Consider the following 22,411-nt stretch of genomic DNA (forward strand, 5'->3'; position numbering starts at 1 on the left):
GGCTTAAAGTGATTTTGCAAACATAAAAACGCCAATCTAAAGGGATTGGCGTTTTTATTTTGCGATGATTATAGCCATTTAAATCGGTAAAAAAGTGCCATTTGCAGAGCAACAAGGGATACCAATATGCCGCAGAAGGTGGCAAAGGCCCAAGTGTCTTCTGCCCCAGGAATACCACCAATATTGACTCCCAACAAACCCGTTAAAAAGCCTAGCGGTAAGAAGATTGCCGATACTAATGATAGGAAATATAAGCGTTTATTGAGTTGTTCTGATTGCTGACTGAGCAATTCTTCTTGAGTCACATTCGCCCTATCGCGCAGGGCATCGAGATCTTCAATGGTACGGATCAGTTTATCGTTGATTTCCCTTAGTTTAAGCCGTTCTGGATCGTTAAGTAGGGTAAATTGATCGGAGAGCATTTTAGTGAATGCTTCTCTTTGTGGCGCTAAATAGCGGCGAATTGCGACCGTTTGACGGCGTAACTCGGCGATATCGGTACGCAGATCCTTCACATTGCCTGAAACGACTTGTTCTTCTAATTCAGAAAGTTGTTCTTCTAATTTATCGATAAACTCGACCTTTCGATTGGTGAGTCTCTCACAGATTGCGACAATAAAATCCCCCGTAGTCGTCGGCCCTACACCTTCTTTGATAAGTTCTGCCACATCTTTTACCGATTGTAATTCACGGTCGCAGGTTGAAATAATCCTTTGCTTATCGGCGTAGATGCGTATGGCAACCATATCCTCTGGGGCTGAATTGGGGTTTAAGTTTACGCCACGCAGTGCTAACAGTACTCCCTCTCCAGCCAGTACGGCTCTTGGTCGGGTATCCTGTGCGAGTAGCGCATCGGTTTCAACTTTATTGAGGCCACTATTGATGACCCAATGACGCGCCTTCTTGTGGCGATAACGCAGATGTAGCCAGAGTAGGCCATCCTTTGGATCCCAAGCATCAAGTTGTTCAGGGCTTAAGCTTGAGCCTGCTTGGGCGCCGCTAAGCACTAAACTATAGATAAATCCATCATGCATATGTTTTCCAATTACTTTCTCAATCATTTATTCAAGCTAACTGATTTTGTTCTAAAAATGAAGTCTGTCGCTCGCAATGCTAATCAAGGGATATTTGAATAAGTTCAAGGCAGCTACGCTGTTACTCAAGCAACTTGTCCCATGTTAAGTTAAAATTAGCCTTAAGTGAGTTAGTGAAAGAGAACCTAAAATGGAATATGAATTTCGGCGTAACAGTTTAACGGGCACTTTTTTAGCCACCTTTAGCATGGATCATGAAGTGCTTGGGCAGTGGTTTTCTGAAGAATTAGGGCCAGAGTTAGCCAAAATTCAGCAAGTGTTAGATAGCGTTACAGAGATCCTCGCGGGTAAACGCGAATCATGGCAGCTTATTGGCAGTGACTTAACCTTAGAAATAGATCGAGAGCAAGCCAGAGTGTACGCCAATGTATTGGGATTTGATGAGGAGTATGAATTAGAAGATGCGATGTCACTCTATGATGCTGAATCTGAAGCCTATTGCGGTTTAGAGGATTTTGAACAAGCACTGTTAAGCTGGCAAGAATTTGTGCAAAAGGGCATTTAAGCATCACTGATGCCATATGAATGTGTATTCTTTGGGCTAGTATGATAAAGGCAATCTGTTGATTGCCTTTATCATTTACACTGCTGTTTTAGTTATTTAAATACCTTACTGCCATTTCGGTTCGTGATTTGGCATTCGCTTTACGCAGTAAATTTTTAACGTGAACTTTTACTGTGCCTTCACTGATATGTAAATGTTCTGAAATCATACGATTGCTTAAGCCTTCCGCCAATTGTTGCAGGATTTGTAACTCCCTTGGTGTAAGACTTGAGATCCATTCTTGCTCATCGGCAACATTTTTAAGCTCATAGAGATATTCTTCAATTTCCTCACTGATCACTCTATGACCGAGCATGGCATTTTTGAGTTTTTCGAGCAGTAAATCCGGTTCGGTATCCTTGAGTAAATAGCCGTCCGCACCTGCGCGAAGTAATCTAATCACATCTTGTTTTGCGTCGGAAACAGTGAGAATAACGATGCGTGAAGTAACACCTTCCTGGCGCATGGCGTTGAGTGTATCGAGTCCTGTCATACCTTTCATATTCAAATCAAGGAGTATGATATCTGGCTCATCCGTCGCGACTGCACTTAACGCATCTAATCCGCCACCTGCTTCGCCAAAAAGACTGAAATCAGGATCTGAAGTGATCAATTGGCAGATACCTTTACGTAAAAGCGGATGGTCATCAACGACCAAGATAGAATAGGGTTTACCCATGTGTAGGCTCCAGTTGAGAAGGAAAAATAAGAGTGACTTTCGTTCCTTGGGGAATACCGAGTTCACCATCGGTCACAGTAGTAAGTGTGCCATTTTGTATTTGATTTTCGGTTGGTTCAATATGATTAGGGACAATGAGTTTATCATTGCTGCTAAACACCACCATACCCGCGAGTTTACTCGCTCGCTCGTGCATAATCCCTATACCAAAATGTTGATCTCGCTCTTTTAAATGCTCAATACCCACGCCATTATCGCAGACACTGATATTGACCATAGCGTTATCATCCTTATAGCAACGTATATGTATCAGGGTTGCCTTTGAATGTTTTATGGCATTAAGCGTTGCTTCTCGGGTGATTTGTAATATATGGATATGCTGTTTTGCCTCAAGCCATTGGGGGGAGAGTTTGTAATCTAAACTGATTTTTATATCGGTTTTAGCTCTAAGCTGATCCAGCATAGCTTCCATTGCACTTTTCAAATTAGGTTCTTTAATGGTAAGCCTGAAGGTTGATAGCAATTCTCGAAGCTGCGCGTAAGCCGTACTCACACCTTCGTTAATCTCGTTTAGCTGATTTTCTACCGCTGGACTACGGCAACTATAGGCAAGATTTTTACGCAACAAGCTGATTTGTATCTTCAAAAAAGATAACACTTGACCAAGGGAGTCATGTAATTCGCGCGCGATCACCCCGCGTTCTTCCATTAACGCTAACTGTTGTCTTTGCTCTGTGGCATTGTGAATCACAATTGAGCGAGTCAACATAATGGCAAAGTTGTTAAATAATGCAATATTAGGTGTTTGTGCGGAAATCAGTTCTAAATAACCTAAATCAACTTGCTCAAACTGCATCGGAAAACGAGTACTTTCCTTTGGTTCTGTCGGCCAGCCCCCATTTGCCTCAACGATCTCCACCTCTTGATCTGGGTATTGAATTATCAGTCGTAGATAATCAAGGGATTCATAACCTTTAAGCTGATTTAGTGCTTCTCTAAGGGCTTTATAATCGAGTTTATTGGCATTTAGGGTGAGTAAATTATCATATAAAAAGGCCAACTCATTATTTGCCCTCGTCAATGCTAAGGTTTTTTCTGCAACCTGTGACTCTAAGTTTCCATATAACGTAGCTAATTCCTTTGCTGTTTTTTGTAGCGCATTGGTCAATGCGGTGAGCTCGATATATTCGGTTTCTGGCATTTCAATTTCAAAATTACCTTTAGAAATGGTGTTAGCGGACTCCATCAATTTTTGCAATGGCACTACTACCTTACGTTTGGTGAACCGCACGGCAATAAAAGCAATAAAGAGCATCAGCCCTAGACCAAAAATTTGGCTGGCTGCCAATAACCTCAATTTAAAGGCGGCATGGTGTTCCATTTCCAGTACGAGTAAATCTATCGTATCGACAAAGTCCTTGAGTGCTGCAGCATAGTCACGGGAATTTTCCTGCTCAATGTAATATTTCATGACGAGCCACTTGTCGATCACAAGTTGGTATTGGTCTGCGATTTTTTGTGGGCTTAGCCAACCTGTCGATGGCTGTAAGGCTTCGGAATGCAAGGTATTTTCAAATTCGATAATTTTTTTCTGGGCGGCTTGGCTACCTGAATTGGCATAAAACATGAGTCGATAACTTTGCATCCGCAGGGATCCTGATGCGTTAATCGCTTTAGCATCGCCTAAACTATAGGACAGATTAATGATGGCAAAGATGGCTAAACTGCTAGAAAGCAGAATAAGGACTAACATTAATCCTAAAATCTTAGAGGTGAGACTGCCTCGTTTCATAGGTTGGCTATCCAGTTGAAGGCCACGTTTTGATGGCTCTTTAGTTGTGTTTTTACATTAGAAAATAATATAATACCTTAACAAAAACATAAAAGTGTGAACAACAACACTATTACATTTTGATCTGGCGCAAACTTCGCCGCAGATACCTCCTAAGAGGTATATTTTTAGCGGCATTAAGCTACTAACTTTGGTAACGGAGATGTCGTGATTCACAACAATAATGTAACACGGAGATGAGATGATGAAGAAGATGACAGGTAAGTCCTTTGCACTGAGTGCACTGGTTGCCGCCAGCTTCATGGCGGCGGGCGCAATGGCGAGCGATAAAACTGAACCTCGCAATGAGGTTTATAAAGATAAATTTAAAAATCAATACAATAGCTGGCATGATACCGCTAAAAGTGAAGAGCTAGTGGATGCGCTTGAACAGGATCCTAATATGGTTATCCTGTGGGCAGGTTATCCTTTTGCAAAGGATTATAAAGCTCCGCGTGGCCATATGTATGCGGTAACCGATGTACGCAATACCTTACGTACAGGTGCGCCTAAAGATGCGGAAGACGGCCCATTGCCAATGGCATGTTGGAGTTGTAAAAGTCCAGATGTGCCTCGCCTGATTGAAGAGCAAGGTGAAGACGGTTATTTCAAAGGTAAGTGGGCTAAGGGTGGCCCAGAAGTGACTAACGCAATTGGCTGCGGTGATTGCCATGATAAAGGCTCGCCAAAGTTACGTATTTCTCGCCCTTATGTTGACCGTGCATTAGATGCAATCGGTACACCTTTTAGCAAGGCTTCTAAGCAAGATAAAGAATCAATGGTGTGTGCCCAGTGCCATGTTGAATACTATTTTGAAAAAACCGAAGACAAAAAAGGTTTTGTCAAATTCCCTTGGGATATGGGTGTGACTGTTGAGAAGATGGAAGTCTATTATGACTCAATCCAATTCTCAGATTGGACCCATGCACTGTCTAAAGCACCAATGTTAAAAGCCCAACATCCAGAGTATGAAACTTGGAAAATGGGTATTCATGGTATGAATAATGTGAGCTGTGTTGACTGCCACATGCCAAAAGTCACCAGTGCTGATGGCAAGAAGTTTACCGATCATAAAGTCGGTAATCCATTCGACCGTTTTGAAGAAACCTGTGCAACTTGCCATAGCCAAACGAAAGAGTTTTTGGTTGGCGTGACGAATGAGCGTAAAGCTAAAGTCAAAGAAATGAAGTTGAAAGCGGAAGAGCAATTAGTTAAAGCACATTTTGAAGCTGAAGCTGCTTGGAAAGCTGGTGCAACTGAAGAAGAAATGAAGCCTATCCTGACTGATATCCGTCATTCGCAATGGCGTTGGGATCTAGCGATTGCTTCCCATGGTGTTGCGGCTCACGCTCCTGATGAAGCCTTGCGTATCCTAGGAACATCAGTCAATAAAGCTGCTGATGCGCGTGTTAAGTTAGCGCAGTTACTGGGTAAAAAAGGTATTACTGATCCAGTGGCCGTTCCTGATATTTCAACCAAAGCGAAAGCACAAGCCGTGTTAGGCATGGATATGAAACAAATGGTTGAAGAGAAAGAAGCCTTCAAGAAAAACATCCTGCCTAAATGGGATGAAGAAGCTAAAAAGCGCGAAGCGACATATAAGTAATACTTAGCCTGATAAAGGTTAATAAAGCCAAAGCCCTCAAATTTGAGGGCTTTTTTTATAATGGGCTTATTGAGGTCTCTTGAGGTTTAGAGATTATTTTTCCTCAGGTGGATAAAACAAAGTGATAAAACGTTTCATTAGGTGGCATAGTGAGTTTTATTACTGCATAAAAAGAGGAAGATTGATGTCTGATGTTGTGCTGAATAAAGGTATTGTGATTGAGCAATTGCGCTATGGGCACGGTAATGATGTGCTGGTAGTTGATGCATGGCAATTAGGAACGGCTGAGCATTGGGCAATTTTTGCGACCGATAGTTATTCAGGCTCCCTCCTTGGGCGGATCTTATCGGGGGATATTACACCAGATCAGGGGATTATAACTGGTCTACCACAGCGTATTGGTTGGGTTTCCCTTGGACAGCAACAGGCATTACTGGCGCGGGAATTAGCGAAAGATGAGCTTGATTATGGATCAAGTGTCGAGTTGTTAGTGCTGGAATGTTGTCAGGGTGCTCAGCAATTAGGCCCATTATTACAACAAGTAGGGCTAGAACATTTGCGCCTACGAGGTTTTCGGCAGTTATCAACCGGTGAAACTCGGCGGGTAATGTTAGCGCGTGCCCTAGCAATGCAACCGCAATTGCTGATCCTTGATGATCCCTATGCGGGTTTAGATTGTGAGCATCAGGAGAGTTTGTCACAACTGTTGGATGAAGTTGCCAAGAACTGTCAGCTACTGCTCATTACCTCTCGCCAAGAGGAGTTACCAGAATGTATCAGCCATGTGGCATTGTTTAATACTGAAATGCTTCAATCAGGACAGAGCATACATAAGTTGAGTTTGCCTATGTCCATCAATGAGTGGCATAGCCATCCCATTATGGCCCAGCTTCATGCTTTGTCGGCCCTGCGCAGCGATGAATTATTGGCATTATTGGTGCGCCAGCGCCATAAAGTTGAAGATTTTGCCCCCTTGGTGGAAATTAAAAATGGCAAAGTGGAATATGTGAGTGGGCTGATTTTTTCTGGTGTTAACTGGCGTATTGAGGCAGGGCAACATTGGCAAGTGCGTGGCCCGAATGGTTGCGGTAAAAGTACTTTACTTGGGCTTATTTTAGGGGATCATCCCCAATGTTATAGCAACGATATCACGCTTTTTGGTCGTCCACGGGGAAGTGGTGAAAGTATTTGGGAAATTAAACAAAGGATTGGCATTGTTTCTTCCGCACTGCATTTGCAGTATCGAGTGAGTTGCTCCGCCCTTGATGTGCTACTTTCAGGTTTCTTTGATTCTATTGGCCTATACCATAAACCCACTAAGCTTCAACATGATCTCGCTAAAGAATGGTTAGCTATTCTACATATGAGTGAATTGGCACACATCAGTTTTAAGCAACTAGAATATGGGCAGCAGCGATTATTACTGATTGGGCGGGCGTTAATTAAAAAGCCCTTATTGTTAATTCTTGATGAGCCGTACCAAGGACTCGATTTTATCAATCGTACCTTAGTGATGCGTACGCTAGAGATGATTGCCCATCATCATCTGAGTCAGCTTTTATATGTGTCCCATCATAGGGAGGATGCCCTACCATCCATCAAACACTTTATTGATTTCGTTAGACAAGGTGATGGATATTCGGTGCAAGTGAGCCACTCCGTTTATGGTTAAGTATTAAGTCATCGTTCATTTTAGTCTTGATGTTAGGATCGAACAGTATCGATTTGATCCTGAACAGTGTGAGCTGTAACAAAGTTTTTGCTCCCAAGGTGGGAAATAATTGTTTCTGGCCTACGCCAGAAACAATTGGTGTTTCTCAAAAGATCATCAATATAAATTTATCTATTAACGCTGTTTGTCAGGTGATTTTCGTTATGGCAAGACCCAAAAAATGCCGTCAGATCTCGAGTTGTGTACCCTGTAGCTTATTTAAGCCCAATGGTATTCCATCCGTAGAGCTAACCCATATCCAGTTAGCAGCCGATGAATTTGAAGCATTGGAACTCGGAGATGTACAAAGATTAAGCCAGCTCGATGCTGCAGTTTTGATGGGGATTTCTCGGCAAACCTTTGGGTATTTACTTGCAAGTGCCCGTAAAAAAGTAGCAACTGCGATTACGCAAGGCCAAGTGTTGAGATTGCCAAGCAAAACAGACAAGGATTTATCATGATTATTGCTATGCCTATGAGTCGTGAGCGACTCGCGGCCCATTTTACTAAAGCTCAACAGATAGGTTTTTTTGATGAGCACCATCAACTGATTTCCTTAGTGGATAATCCCGCACTTGATGGCGACTGCAGTGCTAAAAAAGCACTACTTAATCTTATTGTCCAACAAAAAACCAATATCGTTATTGTGCAGCATATTGGTGAGCGTATGTTGGGAAAATTATTAGATTCTGGGATCAGTGTGAGTAAAGGTGACGCGAGCCAAGCAGTCGCAACTTTATTAGCAAAAAGTACCGATCTTAATCTAAGGCTGACGGATGCATCCCAAGGGCGAGCATCGCTCAAGCATGCCGCTAAGGGCGGATGTTGTCATTCTAAAGACGGCTGTGGTTGCGGTGGTAAAGCGCATGCCCTAACTCATTCATCACGCCTTATTGGAGCGCCAACAGCAGAGGCGAAATCTGATAAGTCAGTGCATTACGCAGGTTTTAGGCCGTTAGGAAATAAATGATCACCGTTTTTATGTAGATTATTCTGTGGCGATTAACGTATAGGGGCGAGCCTGCGCCCCTCTTATATCGGCTAGCGAAAACACCTTGGCAAACCGCCCAAAGGTTTTACCATAAAACACACACTCTACTACAGGTAGGCAAAATACATTGTAACTCGCCGCTATCTCTGCTTGAGCCTCGCAATCGATATAGGCCATTTGGATGAGTGGAAATTCCTGCGATAACATTTCAGCAATTCTTGGTTTGAGCGTTTGGCATACTCCGCAGTTTGGCGCACCAAATAACAGCAATACCGCTGCTTTCCTCGCTAAAAGTCGTTCTAGCATTTCAGTTGAATCAATTTGTTGAATTAGGTCAGAGGCATTCATAGTCTTCATTATCATTTAATTATCGAGAGTCTGCTCACTCGTTCATTGGTATGATGAAAGCCATCCCATTATAACTGCGCTATTTCCCATTAATTTACCAAGATAGAAGCAAGTGCTCGTAGGGTCGATATGATGGCTATGATTAACCCTATCAGTTGTATAGCCGTTAGGTGAGTGTTTTGATTTCAATATGTTATATAAAATTTACTTATCTGGCACCACATCATCTTCAAGTGTTTCTACCTGTTTACCTTTTTTATTTACAAAAAAACAACATTAAATCTTGCATTATTACTGTGTGATGCATAGTATTTGCTGTGTGGCACACAGTGTGTGTGACACAGTGTTAAGGATAGGAATTCGACCATGACAAGTTCACAGCTAGTCAAAATGCGACTCGAGTTGCGCCGTGGGGTATTAGTGTTGGCGGTACTGGGATTATTAAAACAAGCCCACTACGGTTATTCGCTCCGCAAACAGTTGCAGGAAGGCGGTATCGATATTGACGAAGGGACTCTGTATCCCTTAGTGCGCCGCCTAGCCGATCAAGGATTGTTGGAGAGTGAGTGGCGTCAAGCCGAAGGGCGTGAGCGTCGTTATTACCAATTGTCATCATTGGGCGCTGAGTTGCTCAGTCAACTGACCGATGAATGGCAGCAACTTAATGGTGCTTTGGCTTTTTTACTGGAGCAAAGCGCTGACACTAATGGTACTGATACCACAAGTTCTGATAAGAACTCAGATACGAGTCAAAAGGAGATTTGATATGGAATTAGTCGATCGCTATATCGCCGCAGTGCAACGAGAATTGCCCGAGAACAAACGTCAGGAAATTGGTCGTGAGTTGAAAGCTAATATTTATGATCAATTGGACGCACTGTCTGAACAGGGCCAATTGACCGAAGTACAGGTGACTGAAGTGCTAAAGACGATGGGCCACCCACGTAAGGTTGCTCAGCAGTTTTCTCCCTCTACACCTATTGTTGCCATTGAGGATATTCCACTGTTAAAGCATACGCTTATTATGGTACTAGGCGTGTTATTTGTACTGCAAGTTGTTGGTGGAACTATGCAGTGGTTGGGGACGTCAGGGGCTAGTCTTGTCGGTTTTTTACACAATATTGCAGCGGGATTTATCGAAGATGCTTGTTTTGCTTTTACGGCTATCGTGCTGTCTTTTTGGTTAGTTTCGACACAAGAGAAGACTGTGACGGGGCGCCATTGCCAAACATGGGAACCCCAAAATTTACCTAAGGTTGGCCCTGGTTGGGAGTATATCAGTTTAAGTGATGTATTCACTGATCTTGCAACTTATATATTCTTGCTATTAGTGATTTGGCCTTCGGTATGGATGAGTCCTGAACAATTGAGCACTTTGACAGTGATATTCAGTGCCAATGCCCAGCAATTACTCCAGTGGTTTAGTCCAATTATTGTGCTTTCAGTCGTTAATAGCTTATGGCAATTACGTCGTCGCGTATGGGCTGTTGAGTTATTAGTGGCAAATATAGGCATTAATGTTGCTTATGCGCTGTTCTTATTAATACTTGCTTTTAGCGGTCCAATATTACAAAGCACCAATGAGGCGTGGCTGAGCATAGCCACATTAGCCATGCTAAATAAAGGGCTGAGTTATTGCTTGATTATTGTGGCACTGTTTCCTTGCTATGAAAGTGTGCGCGATATTTTGCGATGCAGAAAATGATAGACACGCAATCTTAATCACTATTTAAAGCCCCATAAAATAGGATTATCTGTGGACAAATTGTCTATGCCATAAGAAATAATGTGCGACACAGCACATAAAAATAGCAAAAATACGTCACCATCTCGTTGTTGAAGTGTGAAACTTTGATTTGGCTCAGTGTTTGGTTTGTAAGTGAAGCGTTAAATCGGCGCCAACTATCATCAACATTGGGATATGACAGATGAAATTAGCTGTATGTTTTTTACCGCTTTTGGGGTTGTCGTACACGGTTATCGCCGAAGATTTGGCCGATAATATTGAACGACTTGAAATTCGTGGTAGGCAAATTAATACCTTAGGACATAGCACTTCTGCTTCGGAGGGGATTGTCGGTGCGGCGGAGATAGCGAGTCGACCTCTGCTACGAACGGGAGAGATTTTAGAATTTGTCCCTGGGATGATAGTTACCCAACACAGTGGTTCAGGCAAAGCGAATCAGTATTTTTTGCGCGGGTTTAACTTAGACCATGGGACTGATTTTAATACTCGTGTCGAAGGTATGCCTGTCAATATGCGCACCCATGGGCATGGTCAAGGCTATACGGATCTTAACTTTTTAATTCCCGAGCTTTTAGGGGAGATCCGTTATGCAAAAGGGGCGTATTATCCAGAGGTTGCCGACTTTTCTGGTGCCGGAGCCGCGCAGTTGATGCTTGCAGACCAACTGGCTTATAACCAAGTTGGGGTGACTTTAGGGGAGTATGGTTACCAGCGGCTGGTGGCGACTCAAGCGTTAACTACGGATGTTGGGCGTTTTATTCTTGGCGCAGAGTTACAAGCCTATGATGGCCCATGGAAGGATATCAATGAAGATGTTAGCAAGGTTAATGTCGTCGCCCGTTATTTAACGCGACTCGCTGGCGGTGATTTAAGTGTGACTATGATGGCCTATGACAATAGCTGGAATTCGGCAGATCAGATCCCCGCACGCGCTGTGGAGTCTGGACTCATCGATTTTTATGGATCCTTAGACAAGGATGTGGGTGGCGATGCCAGTCGTTACAGCATTTCTGCCCATTATGATGCGGGGAATTGGCAGGGAAATGCGTATGCAATTCGTTCAACCATGGATTTATTCTCAAATTTTACCTATTTCCTAAATGATCCCGTCAATGGCGATGAATTTGAGCAAGTCGATGAACGCACCCTTTGGGGTGGGGATATTAAACGTGATTGGCATACATCCTTAGGTGGAACTCAGATTAATTACAGTTTGGGTGCTGATATACGTTACGACGATATAAGTGCAGTAGGGTTATACAATACTCAGGCGCGTCAAAGGTTAAGCACGGTAAGGCTTGATGAAGTGCAGGAATTATCAGGGGGTCTATTTGGTAAGCTCGAGTGGCTACCCCTTGATCAATGGCGTTTTAATCTAGGGCTGCGTTACGACTATTTTGATGTGCAGGTTGATAGTGACAATTCGCTCAACAGTGGTGATGCGTCCGATGGTATGTTGAGTCTCAAGGCGGGGGCTTCCTATTTATGGAGTGATAATCTTGAGCTTTATGTGAATGCAGGCCAAGGATTGCACTCAAACGATGCTCGTGGAGCAACGATCCAAGTCGATCCTGTTAGTGGAGATGAGGTTGATAAAGTCGATCTTTTAGTGCGCTCCAATGGGGGTGAGTTTGGTGTCAAATATTACGACCGCGATTTTATTAACTTTTCTGCGGCAGTTTGGTATTTGCAATTGGATTCGGAGTTAGTCTTTGTTGGCGATGCAGGTAACACTGAGCCAAGCCGTGCGTCTGAGCGTTATGGTGCTGAAATAACAGCATATTACTGGCTAAATGATGATATTAGTCTTGATATGGAGTTGGCATGGACCCATGCTCGATTTACCGAGGACGAAGCCGAAGAAGGCAAATATATCGATGGTGCTGTGCCTTTTGTTGGCAGTGCAGGGATAACCTATCGCCCCGACGGTGGCCTGTATTCCAGCATTCGCATTCGATACCTTGGTGAGCGGGTGCTTGATAATTTTAACGAGCATAAGGCCGATGATACGACCTTAGTGAATCTTGCTCTGGGTTATAAATTTGACCACTTTGACACTAAACTTGAATTGTTAAATCTGTTTGATAGTCAGGACCATGATATCGATTATTTCTATGCTTCACGCTTACCCGGTGAAGCGGCCGAAGGCATAGAAGATCAGCACTATCATCCCGTTGAACCCCGTATGATTAGGGTGAGTGTAAGCTATCACTTCTAGTGTTATGTGCTGAGTTTAACCGCCGACATGGGATTAAATTCAGCAGAATATTTGTGTTGATATCAGAAACTCAGGCTGCAATTATTTACTATTCTTTAGGTGGTAATGACGACTAGAATGCTATCTAAATGAATTTCGATTACAGGATTTTTGCGGCCAAAGCCCCCAATTATGAGTACGACAGCATCGATTGAGAACATTGACTATTGGCGACACCCAAGTCTATCTGGCATTGAATTAAGTCAGGCTGAGTTTACGCATTTTAGCTTCGATAAACATGTCCATTTGGATTATCACCTAGGCGTCGTTACTCAAGGTGCCCAACAGTTTGTGAATAAGGGCAGTTATTATCAGCTTGGTCAGCATAGTCTATCGACCCTAAATCCCGACGATACCCATGATGGACAAAGCCGTGACGCCGAAGGTTATCGGGTGAAAGTCATGTCTATCCCTGTGGAATATATGAATGAAGTTAGCCAAGAACTCGGCCTAAAGGAGCACTTTTTTAGCGCGCCTATGGTGGACGATGCGCTACTTTATCACTATTTTATCCACTTACATGAGCTTCTTATTCAAGGTCAAGTTACCGCGCTTGCGAGTGAGTCTCACCTGTTTAATTTCATTCAGCTACTCCTTAGACGCCATCCTAGCGGCATACTCAAGTGCAATTCACCGCAGGGTTTATCGACATTACAACTGGGCTTAGTTAAACAGCGAATGCATGATGAGCCTTGGCATAATACGCAGCTTGAAACCTTAGCGGGTGAAGTGAATTTGAGTAAGTTTCAATTTTTACGTCAGTTTAAACAGGCAACGGGGATGACGCCCCATGCCTATCTTAAGCGTGTGCGCTTAGAGCTAGCCAAAAAGTCATTATGTCATGGCACCTTAGTCGCTGATGTGGCGCAGCAGCTTGGATTTTTCGACCAAAGCCATTTGAATAAAGCCTTTAAACAAGCATTCCTACTCTCTCCTGTACAGTTTCAGCGGCGCATGCTTTAGTGCTTCTTGTCTTTTAAACTCCTTCTTATGGTGCAATTTATTACAATGCAGCCTTTGTCGAAGTTGTAATACTGGCCTTCATTATTTTTATTCGCGGAGTCGCCTTGTTATGGATTTATCCCTTTTACTCACCTTAGCCTTGATCCACGCTGTGGCTTTAGTCAGCCCAGGACCCGATTTTGCGATTATGGTAAAAATTGCCACTCAGCAGTCAAGAAGCGCTGCCGTTGCTGCTGCGGTGGGAATTTCGGTGGCCATTGTCGCTCACACTATTCTGAGTTTAACGGGCGTCAGTTTGGTTATTAAGAGTTCGCACACTTTATATTTGTTGGTGCAAATCATTGGTGCCTGTTATTTAGCGTGGATGGGATGGGGAGCTTTGCGTGCCGCTTTCGCGGTATTGGCGACATCGAAGGGAACTCAAGGTGTTAACGATAGTGGCATGGCAGGATCGGCCGTAACGCCAGTGCCTTTGGGTACAACGATGTCGCCTAAACAAGGCTTTTTAACGGGGCTTTATACGAATTTATTGAACCCCAAAGCGTTAGTTTTTTTCTTAACCTTGTTTTCTGCTTTGATAACTCCCAGTGTGACTGTGAGCACTAAAGTTGCAGCCGCCATGCTTCTCCTATTGCTATCACTGCTGTGGTTTGGTTTTCTGGCACTAATGCTGTCTAAGGTACAGGTACAACGCAAACTACAACGATTAACACCGGTTATTGATACTGTTATCGGCGTTATTTTTATTGCGGTGGCATTCGCGATCGTCTCTAACTTGCTGTTTTCGGCCTAATGGCGCCTAAATCTCTTGTGTTATGCTGTGTGCCATTTTTCAGGACATTATTGGATTTAAGGGATAAAAATGGCGCAAGTATTATGGATTATCCAAATCATCTCTAAGGGATTGGTACGCACCCTGCGGTTTAAGGCTCACATATTGCGCATGATATTACTGGGTTCATTGGGGGTGGCGATTCATGTCAGCGTAGTCAATGCCGCCGTTACCGATAACTCGCTACCGCAGGAGTCTATCCCGCTCGTTCAGGGATTTATTGATGCGGCAAAGGCACATGATCGTCAAGCTATTGCGGACTATATGGCTTATCCCATAAAGCGTACAAATCCTATCCCTGCGATTAACACTCCGGAGGAATTGCTTAAGCGTTTTGACCAAGTATTTGATCCAGAAATCCTTGAGACAATAGCACAATCTCAGGTTGAAGCTGATTGGCAGGCAATGGGGTGGCGCGGCATTATGTTAGGTAGCGGCACTATATGGATGGATTTTGATGGCAAGATTACTGCTGTTAACTATCAAACACCTGCAGAGACCAAACTTAAAGCTGAGCTTATTGCCAACCAAAAAACAGGGCTGCATGAAAGCGTGAGTCAGTTCGTTAGTCCGGAGTTAGCTTGGCAAACTGCCAAGTTTACGATTCGAGTTGATAATATGGGTAATGGTCAATACCGCTATGCATCTTGGGCAAAAGGTAAGCCATTGAGTGAAAAGCCTGATTTAGTGCTTAATCAGGGTAAGCTCGTGTTTGATGGCAGTGGTGGTAATCACTCATTTCAGTTTACAAGTGGCCCCTACCTTTATGTATGTGATGTGATCGTTTTAGGTACCAGCGATAGTCCAATAGGTGAGTTAGTGGTATTTAAGCATGATAAGGCCTTATTGCGTGAACCTGCGATTAAGGCTGAGTAGTTTGCGTGTTAGCTTTTTAGTGGCAAGGTTGGTGAAATGACCGATCGATTACTCACATCAAGTATCGATCGGCCGCGCCGGGAAGCGTTTAGGATAAAAGTGGAGCGTTAGTTACGTGATTGACCTCCTATTAGTGTCGGTTTGATATTAAAGGCCAAGCTATACATGACTGGCAGGACAATTAATGTCAGCACAGAAGCGAAGCCTAAGCCAAAGATGATGGTTATGGCCATCGAACCAAAAAATGCATCTGAAATTAAGGGGATCATTCCAAGCATTGTGGTTATCGCCGCCATCATGACAGGGCGAACACGGCTGACGCAGGAATCCAACAATGCACTATAGGCCGCTTTACCTTCACTTAGTTCAAGGTTGATTTGATCGACCAACACAATGCCGTTTTTGATCACCATGCCCGATAAGCTCAATAGGCCAAGCAGTGCCATAAAGCTGAAGGGCGCATCGAATAACAAGAGTCCCGCCGAAACCCCAATCAATGCGAGTGGTACAGTAAACCAAATGACCAATGGCTGACGTACAGAGTTGAATAGGAATACTGTAATTAAAAACATGGCAAGGTAACCCAGCGGAATTGAGCTAAACACCGCTGTTTGCGCTTCACCTGCGGTTTCATATTCGCCGCCCCATTCGAGGTGGTAGCCAGCAGGTAAGGCGATAGCTTCAACCTTATCTTTGACCTTACGTAGCACAGAGTCCGCCGTTTCATCGCTGCCTAATTTAGGATCTGCCAAGACAGCAAGCATGCGCATACGGTCACGGCGCATCACCAGTGGATTTTCCCATTCGGTATTGAAGTTACTGACAACTTGGGTTGCTGGTACAAAGGTGCTGTGTTCACTACTCCAAATTTGTAGTTTCCAGAGACTATCAGCTTGCAAGCGCTCCTCGGCGGGTGCTCTTGCGACTATCGGCAACAAGTGGCTGGTTTCTCGATATAAACCAATTTGTTTACCGCTAAAGTTAACCAGCAGTGCATTGTCGAGATCTTGTTTACTGATCCCCGTTTCCCGTGCTTGGGCATTTTCCAATTGCGGACGAACTAACGGGACTTGGTTACGCCAGTCGTGGCGTATACCATCCATGCTTGGCTCCGCGTAGAAAATAGCTTCGACTTGGGCACCTAATGCTCTTAGGACTTCAGGATCATCACCATAGAAACGAGCCTCAATTTTGGCTGCGGGGGATGGACCATTTTCCATATTTTTTAAGCGATATTGTGCCTGTGGGAAGCGTTGATTTAAAAAACGCTCCAGTTCCGGCATATAGTTTTTCACCGCCTCAAGATCCTGCATTTCTACAATCAACTGGGCGAATGCAGGGTAACCTTTTTCGGGCTGATAAGGCAGAATAAAACGCTGCGCCCCTTGGCCTATTACTGTCGTTAGGTGGGTCAGGCCAGTATGCTGTTGCTCAGCTTGTTTGAGTAATTGTTGTTCAATATCAGCAGCAAAGCGCTCCGTTGCTTTAATATCAGTGCCTTCAGGCATCCAAATATCCACAAAAAAGATTGGCGTATTGGATGCGGGAAAAAACACATTTTTAATATGACCAAAGCCAATCACGGCACTCACTAACAGCACACCAACCAGCAGTATGCTCACAATTCTAAATCGCAGCGCTAGGGTTAAACTGGCTCGATATAAGTTGAAAACCCAACCCTTATAAGGATCTTGCTCATCATCACTTGGCGCATCTTTAAACAACAAATGACAGAAGAAAGGGGTGAGGGTAATTGCGGTGATCCAACTGATAGATAATGAAATCATCAGCACTTGGAACAGTGAGCGACAAAATTCTCCTGAGGCATTTTGCGATAATCCGATAGGCGCAAAGGCGATGATGGCAATAATGGTTGCACCTAACAGTGGCCATTGAGTCTGGGAGACAATTTGTTTTGCCGCTTCTAAGCGCGTCTTGCCACGGCGAAGGCCAATTAAAATTCCTTCGGTGACAACAATCGCGTTATCGACCAACATACCTAAGGCGATAATCAACGCACCGAGTGAAATGAGCTGTAGCTCAATACCTAGCACTTTCATTACGATGAAAGTCCCTAAGATGGTTAACAGCAGGATAAGCCCCATTAATAAGCCTGAACGTAAGCCCATAAACAGCAACAGTACGGCAATAACGATGGCAATTGACTCTAATAGATTGATTAAAAAGCCATTAACGGTGTCATCTACCGCCGAACTTTGGTTGTAGACTGTATCTAAATTCATTCCAATCGGACGTTGGGATTCGAGTTCGGTGAGGCGTTCACTCACCCTTTGACCGACTTCGACGACGTTTACACCGCTAGAGAAGGAAATGCCTAGGGATAGCGCAGCTTCGCCTTTGTTGTGGTAAAGCACTGTCGGGGTTTCGTTATAATCCTTTGCAATATTGGCAATATCGCCTAAATAGATAAGTTCCGTGCTGCCGGGTGGACTGACAATCAAGCGGGCGAGATCCTGAATACTGCCAAATTCACCAGTGGGATGAATGCGGATTCGATTATCACCAATCACTAGGCTTCCTGCATTGGAGACCACGTTTTGATTATTGATAAGGCCATAGATATAGCTTTGATCTAACCCTAGCGCCGAGAGTTTTTGCTGAGATATTTCAATGACCACTTGCTCGGTAATACTGCCCACAACTGAAACTTTTTTTACCCCTGGCACGAGTACTAACTCACGGCGTAAATAGTCGGCATAATTGCTCAGTTCTCGGTTGCTGTAATCTGGCCCTGAAAGATTAAATAAAATCCCGTATACATCACCAAAGTCATCCATGACTTGTGGGGTCCCTGTGCCTGGAGGTAATTGGCCCGCAGTATCATTGACCTTACGGCGCACTTCATCCCATACCTGTGGCAGGCTAGTTTTATCGTAACTGTCTTTGATCTCAATTTGGATTTGTGACAAACCCGCACTGTTAATAGAGGTCACATGCTTGACTGCATCGAGTTGTTGTAGGGCATCTTCCAGCGGTAGGGTAACTTCTTCTTCAACTTGTTCTGGCGAGGCACCGGGATAAGCCGTGATCACTAGGGCTTCTTTGATGGTAAATTCGGGAAACTCTAACTGTCCTAATCCCGTAAAGCTGATGCCACCACCAATTAATAGGAATAACACAAACATCCAGCTAATGACTTTGTGACGAATGGAGTATTCAGCAATATTCATCACTTATACTCCACGCTGCCAGCGCAGTGGTTTAACTTTCATCCCCGTGGATAACTGAGACACGCCCGCACTGACAATAAGATCGCCTTTATTTAGACCACCAAGAATTTCAATCCCTTGATTGGTTACGCGTCCCAGTGTCACTGGTGCGGGGACGACTTCGCCTGATTGAGTTTGATATACCCAGACCTGTACTTGACCGTCTTGGTCACGTTTATCGATAGCGGTAACAGGTACAATAGCTGAAATTTGATTAGGAGCTTTAACCAAGGCTAAGGTTAGCTCGGCACTCATTCCTGGCAATAGCTGCACATTGTTAGGTTGTGGGAGCGAAAACACCACTTCATAGGCTTGAGTACCCGGCGTAACTTGGGTTGAGTACTCTTTGAATTTAGCATCAAACTCCATTCCTTCTAGCGCGGTGAATCGCACCTTTGCGGTAAAGTTTTTCTGCTTAATATACTCGTTTAAGCCTGCGGCCATCGCTTCGGGCACGTGGATGCTGACATCGAGCAAGTTATTATTTTGCAGTGTTAACACCCCTTGGTTTGCCTGCACTATTTGGTGGTTATCCACTAAGCGCTTAGCGATAGTGCCACTAAAAGGGGCGGTTAAACGGGTATAACTCAGTTGATCGCGCGCGGCTGCTAAAGCGGCTTTGGCGGATTTTAGCTGAGCTTGGGTGCTATCGAATTCGGCTTGTGAAATCAGTTTGCGATTCAATAACTCTACTTTACGTTGATAATCCGCAGCCAAAAGTTCATGGTCGGCTTCACGCGTCATCAAGTTGTTATGTGCATCCCTGTCGTCCAGTTTGGCAAGCAAGCTTCCCTCTGTGACTTTTTGTCCTTCAACTAATGCAAGTTCAGTCAATTGTCCTGAAATACGAAACGATAACTCGGCACGGCTATTGGCTGCTACGCGGGCAGGGAAGGTTCTAAAATCCCCGCCTTCGAGTTGTATCACCTCAAACAGTTTTACTGGACGAACCGCTGGAGTTTGCACTGAACTCTCGGCAGGTGAACAACCACTGAGCAAGGCTGGAAGCAGCGCCGCTAAGGGGAGGAGTCGATATGATGTCATGGGAGGTTCCTTGATAACAAATTGTCAGCATTTCAGAGGCGCGAAGATAACAGTTAAATTTGTTGCAATAAACGGGATTGTTTGGGATTATCGGTCTCATATAATGAGATTGAAATTAGGGCAAAAATGAAGACAGAGGACTTAGCACTATTCCACCGAATAGCTGAAACAGGCAGTTTGATTGAAGCCGCTGATTTACTTAACTTACCTAAATCGACGGTCAGTCGCCGTCTGCAGGCATTGGAAGATGAGCTGAATATTAAACTGTTTCACCGTCAAAGTCGTTCGATGACATTAACCTCGGCGGGCAGCCATTTTTACCTGCGTTCACAAAATATTTTGGCCCAACTCGATGAAACCTTATTTGAGATGACCAATGATGACGCCGAGATCAGCGGGCATTTACGCATTCAAATGTTCCCTATCCATAGTATGAAGATATTGATGCAAGCCATTTTTCGTTTTATGGATATGCATCCCAAACTCACAGTTGAAGTAATTAGCAGCGCTGAATCCGTCGATATGGTCAAGCATAACCTCGATGTCGCTTTTGTGGTTGAGCCTGCTTTAGATACCTTAGATTTAGTGGTACGCCCTATTTTTACAACGGATCTTCGCTTTTATGCTAGCCCTGAGTATTTAGCCGCACACGGTATACCAAAAACACCTCAAGAGATTGAGTCACATAATGTTTCTTTATTTCGATTATCCAATGGCAAAATTTTTAATGAGTTATGGATAGGGTTGGAAGAAGAAGTCAGAGTGCGGGGGAATTTTTGTTCGAACAGTGTGGAAGTCGCGGTTGAGTTTGCATTACAAGGCAGAGGTATTGTCTATGCGCCCACAGAGGTGGTTGCTGAATTTGTCGAAACGGGTGAGCTCGTTACCCTACTGCCAGAAATTGATGCTCATCAAGGTGAGTGTTTCTTAGCATATCCATCAAGGCGTTATGTGAGCTTAGCTAGCCGGCGTTTTATTGACTTTATCATGCAAGAATTAGTGCCCAATGGCGTACCGACCAATATGAGCGAGATGAGTACTCGCCGGACATGTAAAGTCTCTAAAGAAGCCTTCCCTCACGACGATTTGCGTTTTCGCATTAAAGAGTCCGTCTAAGGTTAATGGGTCGCACTATTGGCGTTTACAGTAGTGACTTTTACAGGCTCACATATCTGCTGCGCCAGCCAATAGCAGGCAATTCCCATTAAAATATTGGTCACAGGTAGCGCGAGCAATAAGCCTTTTACCCCGCCAATATAGGAGCCCAATGCCGCCAATGGCAACATCAGCAATACTAAGCGGCACAGATTAATCACCAAGGAGTTTATGGGTCTGTGATAGGCGTTTAGGGCGGTAGCGAAAATAATCACTATCCCCAAAGGCCCGTAAGCGCAGGGCAGTACTAAAATATAAAAACTAAGCCATTCCAATACTTGCGGATCCGTACTAAATAAGTGTGCTATGGGTTCAGCCAAAAACACCAGTGGTATATAGAGTAAGGTTTGGAAGATAAAGATAAATTTAAGTGATAACAGCAGTGCTTCTTTGGCTCTTTGTGGTTGCCCTGCACCTAAGTTTTGCGCGATAAAAGGCATTAGGCTTGACGACAGTGCCATTACGACAATCAATAATACTGACTCTAACCGCGTACCCGCTCCAAAGGCGGCAACAGCGCTGTGGTCTATATGTGCCAACATGGCCATGATCACGGCATTGGCAAGCGGGTTAATTAAATTCATTAATGCCGCAGGTTGTGCAATATGGGCAAGTTTACTCCAATTGGCGCGCATTCTATCGATATCGAAAGCCGCCCACTCCAACATTTTACGCTTAATAATCAACAAATAACTGGATAGCGATAAAGCCACAACCCAAGCAATAAGGGTTGCAATGGCAGCCCCTTGAATTTCTAAGCGTGGAAATGGGCCAATCCCAAAGATAAGTAAAGGATCCAGAATAAGGTTAATGATCGCCGCAAGTGACATGATCATTGCAGGTGAGCGGGTGTCACCAGTTGAGCGTAAACCTTGATTGCCCACCATTAGCACGACCAGCAATGGTGCGGCTAAATACCAGTAAATCATATAGTCGCGGATCAGTGGCAGACTGCTTTCATTCGCCCCAAGCAAACTAAACAGCGGTGTAATAAAAATGCTGCCAAGGGCCGATAAACTGGCTGTTAATATAAACGTCAGCAGTAAGGCATCGTGTAAAAATACTTTGGCTTTAGGAGCATTTCCTGAGCCGATAAGACGCCCAAGGTTGGTTGAAACACCTGCACCAATACCGATAGCAATGCTCGAAATAATCAGGGTAACCGGAAAGGTAAAACTGATGGCAGCTAAAGGCTCTGTCCCTAATTGACTGATAAAAAAAGTGTCAGCGAGGCTAAAACCTAGAATGGTCATAATGCCAATCAAGTTAGGGAGGCTCATGTTGAGCAGTACACGACCAATTGGCGCGGTGAGCAGCCCGTGTCTGTCTTTCATGGGAAAAATAGTGCCTTGTTTGCGTGCGGAGGCGGAATTCTAGCAGGATTGTGCCCGCTTTAAAAAACCGACATCAAAAAAAAGAAATTTTTTTTGTAAAGGCACTTGGATCTGACAAGTATTAACCCCATATCACAGACATCAAAGAGGAAGGCGGATAAGCCTCCTT

19 protein-coding genes are annotated in these 22,411 nt (G+C 44.1%); 12 read left to right on the plus strand and 7 right to left on the minus strand.

Translation table 11 applies throughout. The annotated features are described in order from the left end of the window. Positions 1–68: 68 nt before the first annotated feature. Complete coding sequence (locus MZ182_RS03075) at positions 69–1,034, minus strand: zinc transporter ZntB (RefSeq protein WP_025008357.1); 966 nt, start codon at positions 1,032–1,034, stop codon at positions 69–71. Positions 1,035–1,224: 190 nt separating this feature from the next. On the opposite strand from MZ182_RS03075, the gene MZ182_RS03080 reads away from it, so the two are divergent. Next, a complete protein-coding gene (locus tag MZ182_RS03080; protein WP_011918661.1) occupies positions 1,225–1,599 on the plus strand; it encodes a YacL family protein in 375 nt (124 codons plus the stop codon). 88 nt (positions 1,600–1,687) lie between these two features. Here the strand turns inward: MZ182_RS03080 and MZ182_RS03085 are convergent, their stop codons facing one another. Both MZ182_RS03085 and narQ read right to left on the minus strand, forming a co-directional pair. Then, a complete protein-coding gene (locus MZ182_RS03085; protein ID WP_011790737.1) occupies positions 1,688–2,317 on the minus strand; it encodes a response regulator in 630 nt (209 codons plus the stop codon). Beyond that, positions 2,310–4,109, minus strand: a complete 1,800-nt coding sequence (narQ, locus tag MZ182_RS03090) for a nitrate/nitrite two-component system sensor histidine kinase NarQ (RefSeq protein ID WP_014609835.1) — start codon at positions 4,107–4,109, stop codon at positions 2,310–2,312. Before narQ ends, MZ182_RS03085 begins: the two co-directional genes overlap by 8 nt. A gap of 241 nt (positions 4,110–4,350) precedes the next feature. Here narQ and nrfA point away from each other — a divergent pair, with 241 nt between their 5' ends. The 4 genes from nrfA (at position 4,351) to MZ182_RS03110 (ending at position 8,435) form a co-directional block, all read left to right on the plus strand. Continuing rightward, complete coding sequence (gene nrfA / locus MZ182_RS03095) at positions 4,351–5,754, plus strand: ammonia-forming nitrite reductase cytochrome c552 subunit (RefSeq protein ID WP_014609836.1); 1,404 nt, start codon at positions 4,351–4,353, stop codon at positions 5,752–5,754. Positions 5,755–5,938: 184 nt separating this feature from the next. Beyond that, on the plus strand, positions 5,939–7,426 hold the full coding sequence (locus MZ182_RS03100; RefSeq protein ID WP_248067848.1) for an ATP-binding cassette domain-containing protein: 1,488 nt from the start codon (positions 5,939–5,941) through the stop codon (positions 7,424–7,426). Positions 7,427–7,629: 203 nt separating this feature from the next. Continuing rightward, the gene (locus tag MZ182_RS03105; protein WP_248067852.1) at positions 7,630–7,926 is read left to right on the plus strand and encodes a DUF134 domain-containing protein; all 297 of its coding nucleotides are present in this window, start codon (positions 7,630–7,632) and stop codon (positions 7,924–7,926) included. Next, the gene (locus tag MZ182_RS03110) at positions 7,923–8,435 is read left to right on the plus strand and encodes a NifB/NifX family molybdenum-iron cluster-binding protein (RefSeq protein ID WP_011918665.1); all 513 of its coding nucleotides are present in this window, start codon (positions 7,923–7,925) and stop codon (positions 8,433–8,435) included. Before MZ182_RS03105 ends, MZ182_RS03110 begins: the two co-directional genes overlap by 4 nt. Positions 8,436–8,453: 18 nt before the next feature. On the opposite strand, the gene MZ182_RS03115 is transcribed toward MZ182_RS03110, so the two are convergent. Next, a complete protein-coding gene (locus MZ182_RS03115) occupies positions 8,454–8,819 on the minus strand; it encodes a thioredoxin family protein (protein ID WP_248067855.1) in 366 nt (121 codons plus the stop codon). 351 nt (positions 8,820–9,170) lie between these two features. Here MZ182_RS03115 and MZ182_RS03120 point away from each other — a divergent pair, with 351 nt between their 5' ends. The 6 genes from MZ182_RS03120 (at position 9,171) to MZ182_RS03145 (ending at position 15,479) form a co-directional block, all read left to right on the plus strand. Further along, the gene (locus MZ182_RS03120; protein WP_014609839.1) at positions 9,171–9,569 is read left to right on the plus strand and encodes a PadR family transcriptional regulator; all 399 of its coding nucleotides are present in this window, start codon (positions 9,171–9,173) and stop codon (positions 9,567–9,569) included. A 1-nt stretch (position 9,570) separates the two neighbouring features. Then, on the plus strand, positions 9,571–10,509 hold the full coding sequence (locus MZ182_RS03125) for an HAAS signaling domain-containing protein (protein WP_248067857.1): 939 nt from the start codon (positions 9,571–9,573) through the stop codon (positions 10,507–10,509). 223 nt (positions 10,510–10,732) lie between these two features. Continuing rightward, positions 10,733–12,769 carry a TonB-dependent receptor gene (locus tag MZ182_RS03130; RefSeq protein ID WP_248067859.1) on the plus strand — a complete coding sequence of 679 codons (2,037 nt, stop codon included), beginning with the start codon at positions 10,733–10,735 and terminating at the stop codon, positions 12,767–12,769. Between the two features lie 171 nt (positions 12,770–12,940). Beyond that, positions 12,941–13,771 carry an AraC family transcriptional regulator gene (locus MZ182_RS03135; protein ID WP_011790726.1) on the plus strand — a complete coding sequence of 277 codons (831 nt, stop codon included), beginning with the start codon at positions 12,941–12,943 and terminating at the stop codon, positions 13,769–13,771. A gap of 109 nt (positions 13,772–13,880) precedes the next feature. Further along, the gene (locus MZ182_RS03140; RefSeq protein ID WP_248067861.1) at positions 13,881–14,564 is read left to right on the plus strand and encodes a LysE family translocator; all 684 of its coding nucleotides are present in this window, start codon (positions 13,881–13,883) and stop codon (positions 14,562–14,564) included. A gap of 69 nt (positions 14,565–14,633) precedes the next feature. Further along, positions 14,634–15,479, plus strand: coding sequence for a nuclear transport factor 2 family protein (locus MZ182_RS03145; protein ID WP_248067863.1), 846 nt, complete (start codon positions 14,634–14,636; stop codon positions 15,477–15,479). Positions 15,480–15,586: 107 nt separating this feature from the next. Here MZ182_RS03145 and MZ182_RS03150 read toward each other — a convergent pair whose 3' ends face one another. Continuing rightward, positions 15,587–18,670, minus strand: a complete 3,084-nt coding sequence (locus MZ182_RS03150; protein WP_248067865.1) for an efflux RND transporter permease subunit — start codon at positions 18,668–18,670, stop codon at positions 15,587–15,589. 3 nt (positions 18,671–18,673) lie between these two features. Further along, positions 18,674–19,753: an efflux RND transporter periplasmic adaptor subunit gene (locus MZ182_RS03155; protein ID WP_025008350.1), complete on the minus strand. Its 1,080-nt coding sequence runs from the start codon at positions 19,751–19,753 to the stop codon at positions 18,674–18,676. Positions 19,754–19,879: 126 nt separating this feature from the next. Between MZ182_RS03155 and MZ182_RS03160 the strand changes: the two genes are divergently transcribed. Further along, positions 19,880–20,869 (plus strand): LysR family transcriptional regulator, encoded by a 990-nt coding sequence (locus tag MZ182_RS03160; protein ID WP_011790721.1) that lies wholly within the window; start codon positions 19,880–19,882, stop codon positions 20,867–20,869. A 2-nt stretch (positions 20,870–20,871) separates the two neighbouring features. Here the strand turns inward: MZ182_RS03160 and MZ182_RS03165 are convergent, their stop codons facing one another. Further along, positions 20,872–22,242, minus strand: coding sequence for an MATE family efflux transporter (locus MZ182_RS03165; protein WP_011790720.1), 1,371 nt, complete (start codon positions 22,240–22,242; stop codon positions 20,872–20,874). Positions 22,243–22,411: the final 169 nt, after the last annotated feature.

The organism is Shewanella sp. JNE2, assembly GCF_023159115.1.
Classification (GTDB): domain Bacteria; phylum Pseudomonadota; class Gammaproteobacteria; order Enterobacterales; family Shewanellaceae; genus Shewanella; species Shewanella putrefaciens.

What these genes read in the sequence shown, in the direction of transcription:
- MZ182_RS03075 (WP_025008357.1), bottom strand. Translation starts at nt 1,034, where the DNA reads ATGCATGATGGATTTATCTATAGTTTAGTGCTTAGCGGCGCCCAAGCA.
- MZ182_RS03080 (WP_011918661.1), top strand. Translation starts at nt 1,225, where the DNA reads ATGGAATATGAATTTCGGCGTAACAGTTTAACGGGCACTTTTTTAGCC.
- MZ182_RS03085 (WP_011790737.1), bottom strand. Translation starts at nt 2,317, where the DNA reads ATGGGTAAACCCTATTCTATCTTGGTCGTTGATGACCATCCGCTTTTA.
- MZ182_RS03125 (WP_248067857.1), top strand. Translation starts at nt 9,571, where the DNA reads ATGGAATTAGTCGATCGCTATATCGCCGCAGTGCAACGAGAATTGCCC.
- MZ182_RS03160 (WP_011790721.1), top strand. Translation starts at nt 19,880, where the DNA reads ATGAAGACAGAGGACTTAGCACTATTCCACCGAATAGCTGAAACAGGC.
- MZ182_RS03155 (WP_025008350.1), bottom strand. Translation starts at nt 19,753, where the DNA reads ATGACATCATATCGACTCCTCCCCTTAGCGGCGCTGCTTCCAGCCTTG.
- narQ (WP_014609835.1), bottom strand. Translation starts at nt 4,109, where the DNA reads ATGAAACGAGGCAGTCTCACCTCTAAGATTTTAGGATTAATGTTAGTC.
- MZ182_RS03135 (WP_011790726.1), top strand. Translation starts at nt 12,941, where the DNA reads ATGAGTACGACAGCATCGATTGAGAACATTGACTATTGGCGACACCCA.
- MZ182_RS03165 (WP_011790720.1), bottom strand. Translation starts at nt 22,242, where the DNA reads ATGAAAGACAGACACGGGCTGCTCACCGCGCCAATTGGTCGTGTACTG.
- MZ182_RS03130 (WP_248067859.1), top strand. Translation starts at nt 10,733, where the DNA reads ATGAAATTAGCTGTATGTTTTTTACCGCTTTTGGGGTTGTCGTACACG.
- MZ182_RS03115 (WP_248067855.1), bottom strand. Translation starts at nt 8,819, where the DNA reads ATGATAATGAAGACTATGAATGCCTCTGACCTAATTCAACAAATTGAT.
- MZ182_RS03150 (WP_248067865.1), bottom strand. Translation starts at nt 18,670, where the DNA reads ATGAATATTGCTGAATACTCCATTCGTCACAAAGTCATTAGCTGGATG.
- MZ182_RS03145 (WP_248067863.1), top strand. Translation starts at nt 14,634, where the DNA reads ATGGCGCAAGTATTATGGATTATCCAAATCATCTCTAAGGGATTGGTA.
- MZ182_RS03100 (WP_248067848.1), top strand. Translation starts at nt 5,939, where the DNA reads ATGTCTGATGTTGTGCTGAATAAAGGTATTGTGATTGAGCAATTGCGC.
- MZ182_RS03120 (WP_014609839.1), top strand. Translation starts at nt 9,171, where the DNA reads ATGACAAGTTCACAGCTAGTCAAAATGCGACTCGAGTTGCGCCGTGGG.
- MZ182_RS03105 (WP_248067852.1), top strand. Translation starts at nt 7,630, where the DNA reads ATGGCAAGACCCAAAAAATGCCGTCAGATCTCGAGTTGTGTACCCTGT.
- MZ182_RS03110 (WP_011918665.1), top strand. Translation starts at nt 7,923, where the DNA reads ATGATTATTGCTATGCCTATGAGTCGTGAGCGACTCGCGGCCCATTTT.
- MZ182_RS03140 (WP_248067861.1), top strand. Translation starts at nt 13,881, where the DNA reads ATGGATTTATCCCTTTTACTCACCTTAGCCTTGATCCACGCTGTGGCT.
- nrfA (WP_014609836.1), top strand. Translation starts at nt 4,351, where the DNA reads ATGATGAAGAAGATGACAGGTAAGTCCTTTGCACTGAGTGCACTGGTT.